Below are 5,263 nucleotides of genomic sequence, written 5' to 3'. Positions count from 1 at the left end.
CAATAGAATGAATAAAAGTTAAGCTATTCTTTATAAAGAAAATTTCATTCAAAGCTGCAAGAAGAAAAGCACTCGTGCATAAAGGAAGAGAGAATGCGTACAGTAATGACTCCCGCTAACAACAGATTTCTCATTAGCTTCAATGCAGCACTAATAATTGAATTATCAAGATTGAAATGAATCGTAGGCAAGACATTTAGCTGCAACTATCACTCTTGCACACAACGATTAGGATTATGTAATGCAGAAGCATCGTTGTCGGTCTGGCATCAAATCAGACGAGAGAGCGATGCTAGGAGGCGGAATTGGAGCGTAAGCAAACAAGGAAGCGTTAGACAAAACGCAGAAAGAAGATTTAAAGTACTTAATTTAGTCTTTATTTCTCGAACTTATTCCATTTTATTTAGTCATATCAGGTATTAAACCTATTTTGTCTATCAACAAGGACAATCTACTCCATGCTAGCAGATACATTTCAACGCCTTAACACATACTTAGAAAGCCAAGTTATTGGTCAACCCGCCTTAGTTAAACAACTGCTCATCGCCTTACTCGCTGATGGTCATATCTTAGTGGAAGGGCCTCCAGGACTTGCGAAAACACGTGCGGTAAAAGTATTGTCTGACTGTATTGAAGGTGATTTCCATCGCATCCAATTTACACCCGATCTCTTGCCTTCCGATTTAACAGGCACCGATATTTTCCGTCCAGAAACAGGGGAGTTCACGTTTCAGCCGGGGCCTATTTTTAATGCCTTGGTCCTTGCGGATGAAATCAACCGCGCCCCTGCAAAAGTACAAGCTGCGATGCTAGAAGCCATGGCTGAAAAACAGATAACCGCAGGACGTAATACTTACCCTCTGCCGGATTTATTTTTGGTTATGGCAACCCAAAACCCGATAGAACAAGAAGGCACTTACCCGCTACCTGAAGCGCAACTTGACCGTTTCTTGTTGCAGCTAAACGTTGATTATCCGAGTGAAGCCAGCGAGCTAGAGATCCTTCGGTTAAACCGTGGTGAAGCACAAGGTCTAGAAAAGCCAGAAGCTGTTCATATCACGGAAGAAACCATCTTTGCAGCCCGACAAGCCGTATTAAGTACTTATATGGCTGAAGATATTGAGCATTACATCATTCGTTTAGTCATGGCGACACGACAACCAGAACGCTACGGTGATCAGCTTAATAACTGGCTTCAAATGGGGGTTAGCCCTCGCGCCACACTGGCATTAGATCGCTGCGCCCGTGCTCATGCTTGGCTTAATGGCCGTGATTTTGTAACACCCGAAGATGTACAGCTAATGGCCTACCCTGTTCTGCGTCATCGCTTATTACTTAGCTATGAAGCACAAGCTGAAAACATTCAGCCAGACACCATTATCGCCACGTTAATTGCACAGGTTGCCAGCGTATGACGTTAGCAACACCAGCCAACGTGTTACCGACACACAGTGACGGCGTTCATCTTTGCCTTGCAGAATTGCTGCAATATAAAGATCAGGCCGTTCGCTGGTTAGCCCCAGCACAAAGTATTTGGTCACACTTAAACGGGAAGCACAGCAGCCGCCAAAAAGGCCGGGGGATGAACTTTTCAGAAGTCCGCCCGTACCAAGCTGGTGATGACATTCGTGCCATTGATTGGCGCGTAACTGCGCGTACCGGAAAAACACATACCAAGCTGTTTACCGAAGAACGTGAACAACCCGTCATGTTATTGATTGATCTTAGTAGTAGCATGCAGTTTGGCTCTCAACTGATGCTGAAATCAGTACAAGCTGCGCACTTTGCCAGCCTACTTTGCTGGCTGACTATCAAAGAACAAGACCGTATTGGGGCTATCGTTTATAACGGTAAAACACTGCATGAAATAAAACCAACAGGCCGCCAACAAGGTGCACTACGCGTTATTAATCAGTTGATTGCGAGTCAGCAACAGATTAATACCAATATCCACACTCAGCCTCATGATGCAGCCCAAGAAACATCCAGCCCTGCGATTGGATTTTCTGCGGCACTGCGCCACCTCAGCCATTTATGCCCGAAAGGCAGCGAAATCATCATTGTTAGTGATTTCCATGCTCTCAAGGCAGATGATAAACAGTCATTAAGTCGATTACGTCATCACAATCGTATCCAATTTGTGCAAATCCATGACCCATTAGAGCAAGGCATCACGGCATTCCGTGGCACCGAGCAGGTCGCCGATCAGACACAGTCTGTTTGGTTGAATTTTTCGGCAACAAATACGCGAGAACAGCTGAGCACTCAATTTCTACATCATCAACAGCTGATCAAAACACTCGCTAATTCATTAGCCATTCCTCTGTATAGCCTTGATGCAGCTTTACCTTTGCTCCAGCAGCTAGGGCAACAGAAAGGGGAGTCATAAATTATGTCAGTACAATCAACGCCGACAGCAACACTGCCTCTTGCAGACATCGTTTTACCGCCACCACCAAGCCAGTGGGCACTCGCTTGGGGTTGGTGGGTGCTTGCCATCATATTATTGATCGCAATTGCTGTAGCTCTACGGGGCATTCATCGTTATTTTCAGCACCGTAAAGCACAAAAATCCGCTTTGGCAGTGCTCGCGACATACCGTCACAACGGATCGTTAAGTGATCTTAATACCTTGCTTCGCCAAGCGGCCCTCAGCTATTTTCCGCGACAGCATGTCGCATCACTGACAGGCCATACTTGGTTGCTCTTTTTAGACCAGCAATTTACAAAGCCTTCTCTGATTGGATTCGTTAAAAGTGAAGCTGTTTGGCAACGCGGATTATTCTCTGAAACCAGCCTCACATCAGAAGAATATCAACAATGTTACCGTCTAGCTGAAACTTGGTTAACCCATGCGCTTCCACCATCACAGAGCAAGCCAAAAGCTGGATTAAGCAGTACTGAAATAAAAACGGAGAATAACCGTGTTTGAGTTTACGTGGTTATGGGCAGGTCTATTATTACCACTCCCCTACCTTATCTATCGGTTTGCGAAACCCGTCCACCAGCAAGCCGCGGTCACTCTTCCTCAGCTTCCTGAGGGTATAGGCCAGCAACAAAAACGCAGTCAAGTTGGCTTAATCACCATGTCGTTGATCTGGATAGCGCTAATTGCAGCACTGGCACGCCCCGTTTGGTACGGCGATCCGATCGAGATCAACCCTGATCACCGCGACATGCTACTTGCCGTGGATCTATCAGGATCAATGTCGATCGAAGACATGGTAACGCCTTCAGGCAATAATATTGATCGCCTCACTGCGGTTAAGAATGTACTGACTGATTTTATCAAAGAGCGCAAAGGCGACCGCCTCGGGCTGGTGTTGTTTGCGAACCATGCTTACTTACAAACGCCGCTCACGTTTGACCGTAAGACCGTTGAACAACAGCTAGATCGTACTGTACTGGGATTAATCGGTCAGGCTACCGCCATTGGTGAAGGCTTAGGTGTAGCGACCAAAACGTTCATTGATAGTGAAGCACCACAGCGCGTTATCGTTTTACTCAGTGACGGGGCAAATACCGCTGGCGTTATTGAGCCTTTAGAAGCAGCAAGACTAGCTGCTGAAAGTAAAGTTACGATATATACCGTGGGGGTTGGCGCAGAAGAAATGATCCAACAAGGGCTGTTTAGTAATCGGGTTGTTAACCCTTCACAAGATCTGGATGAAGCCATGCTAACACGCATCGCCGATATGACGGGAGGCCAATATTTTCGTGCTCGTAACCCACAAGAGCTGAGCAACATTTATCAGTTAATTGATCAAATGGAACCAATTAACACCGCACAACAAACATGGCGACCACGGGATGAACTCTTCCGTTACCCACTCGCTTTTGCATTCATTCTCTCTTGTTTATTGGTTATTTTTAGGAGGGCACGTGGCTGATTTCACCCTTCTTCATCCACTTTGGCTATTGGCACTTATTCCACTTGCAATCTTATTGCCGTGGCTTCATTCATCACGCCAGAAAACACGCTTAATTGCACCACACCTAGCCAAGCACTTTGGTATCACACCGCAAAACAATACCCCGTTTACGTATGGGTTAGCGCTTGTTTGGCTGATCAGCGTCATGGCATTAGCGGGTCCCAGTTGGCAAAAATCGCCTGTACCCGCTTACTCTATTTCAGGTGCTCGCATATTGGTCATGGACATGTCTCGCTCTATGTATGCCACTGACATTACACCTAACCGCCTCACGCAAGCTCGTTTCAAGGCATTAGATTTACTGCCAGGTTGGCAAGAAGGTAGTACGGGCTTAGTGACATACGCAGCAGACGGCTACATCGTTAGTCCACTGACACAAGACAGCAATACACTGGCGAGCTTAATCCCGCATCTATCGCCAGAGCTACTCCCTATCCAAGGCAGTAATGCCGCTACCGGTATAGAAGAAGCCATCAGCTTGTTAAAGCAAGCAGGCCACACTGTTGGCGATATTGTTTTGGTGACTGATGGCCTCAGTAAAAAAGAGTCTGAACAGAGTCTCGCCCTGCTTAGTCAGCATAAATTCCGTTTATCTATTTTAGCAGTTGGCACCCAGCAAGGTGCGCCCATCCAACTGGCTGATGGACGTATTTTGAATGATAAAAATGGGCAGCCTGTTATCGATAAAGTGAACCTTGATACCTTGTTGCCGCTTGTTCGCCAAACAGGAGGAACATTGCAGCTTTCTCAGAATGATAACCGCGATGTCGAGGCATTAATTGCATTAACAGGAAAACCGTTACAACAAGCCAATCAAAGCAAAGATAAAACACTCGATGAGCGTATCAATAATGGCTTTTGGTTACTCATCCCTATTTGTTTATTCGCTTTATTCGGATTTCGTCGCGGGTTACTAGTGGCTGTTCCTTTAGTGCTACTGCCTGTTCACGATGCTCACGCAAGCCCATGGCAAACAAGTGATCAGCAAGGGATTAAATTATACGAACAGGAAGATTACGCTGCAGCAGCTGAGCATTTCACCGATCCAGCGTGGCAAGGTGCAAGCCAATATAAAAACGGCGACTTTCCTGCTGCCATAGAATCATTAGCTCCACTCAATGATGCGACATCTCAGTACAATTTAGGGAATGCTTACGCGCAAAGCGGTCAATATGAAGAAGCGATCAAAGCTTATGATCAAGCCCTGAAGCAGCAACCTGATTTTGCTCAAGCGCAGAAAAACCGTTCCGTTGTTGAGCAAGTACAGCAACAGCAACAGCAACAGCAACAGCAACAGCAACAGCAACAGCAACAGCAACAGCAACAGCAAC

General features: G+C 46.2%; 5 protein-coding genes. All 5 read left to right on the top strand.

Features of this window, described 5'->3' with window-relative positions:
* Nucleotides 1-458: 458 nt before the first annotated feature.
* Nucleotides 459-1,415: an AAA family ATPase gene (locus tag ASV53_RS22450; RefSeq protein WP_062691471.1), complete on the top strand. Its 957-nt coding sequence runs from the start codon at nt 459-461 to the stop codon at nt 1,413-1,415.
* The gene (locus ASV53_RS22445) at nt 1,412-2,389 is read left to right on the top strand and encodes a DUF58 domain-containing protein (RefSeq protein WP_094958755.1); all 978 of its coding nucleotides are present in this window, start codon (nt 1,412-1,414) and stop codon (nt 2,387-2,389) included. Before ASV53_RS22450 ends, ASV53_RS22445 begins: the two co-directional genes overlap by 4 nt.
* A gap of 3 nt (nt 2,390-2,392) precedes the next feature.
* Nucleotides 2,393-2,932 carry a DUF4381 domain-containing protein gene (locus tag ASV53_RS22440; RefSeq protein ID WP_094958754.1) on the top strand — a complete coding sequence of 180 codons (540 nt, stop codon included), beginning with the start codon at nt 2,393-2,395 and terminating at the stop codon, nt 2,930-2,932.
* Complete coding sequence (locus tag ASV53_RS22435; protein WP_094958753.1) at nt 2,925-3,890, top strand: vWA domain-containing protein; 966 nt, start codon at nt 2,925-2,927, stop codon at nt 3,888-3,890. The genes ASV53_RS22440 and ASV53_RS22435 overlap by 8 nt, the downstream gene beginning before the upstream one ends.
* Nucleotides 3,883-5,263, top strand: a 1,381-nt coding sequence (locus ASV53_RS22430) for a vWA domain-containing protein (RefSeq protein ID WP_141226295.1), incomplete at its 3' end; no start/stop codon positions are given. The genes ASV53_RS22435 and ASV53_RS22430, both read left to right, overlap by 8 nt.

Source organism: Photobacterium sanguinicancri, assembly GCF_002265265.1.
GTDB classification, from domain to species: Bacteria; Pseudomonadota; Gammaproteobacteria; order Enterobacterales; family Vibrionaceae; genus Photobacterium; species Photobacterium sanguinicancri.
This window is presented reverse-complemented; position numbering and strand designations above follow the sequence as displayed.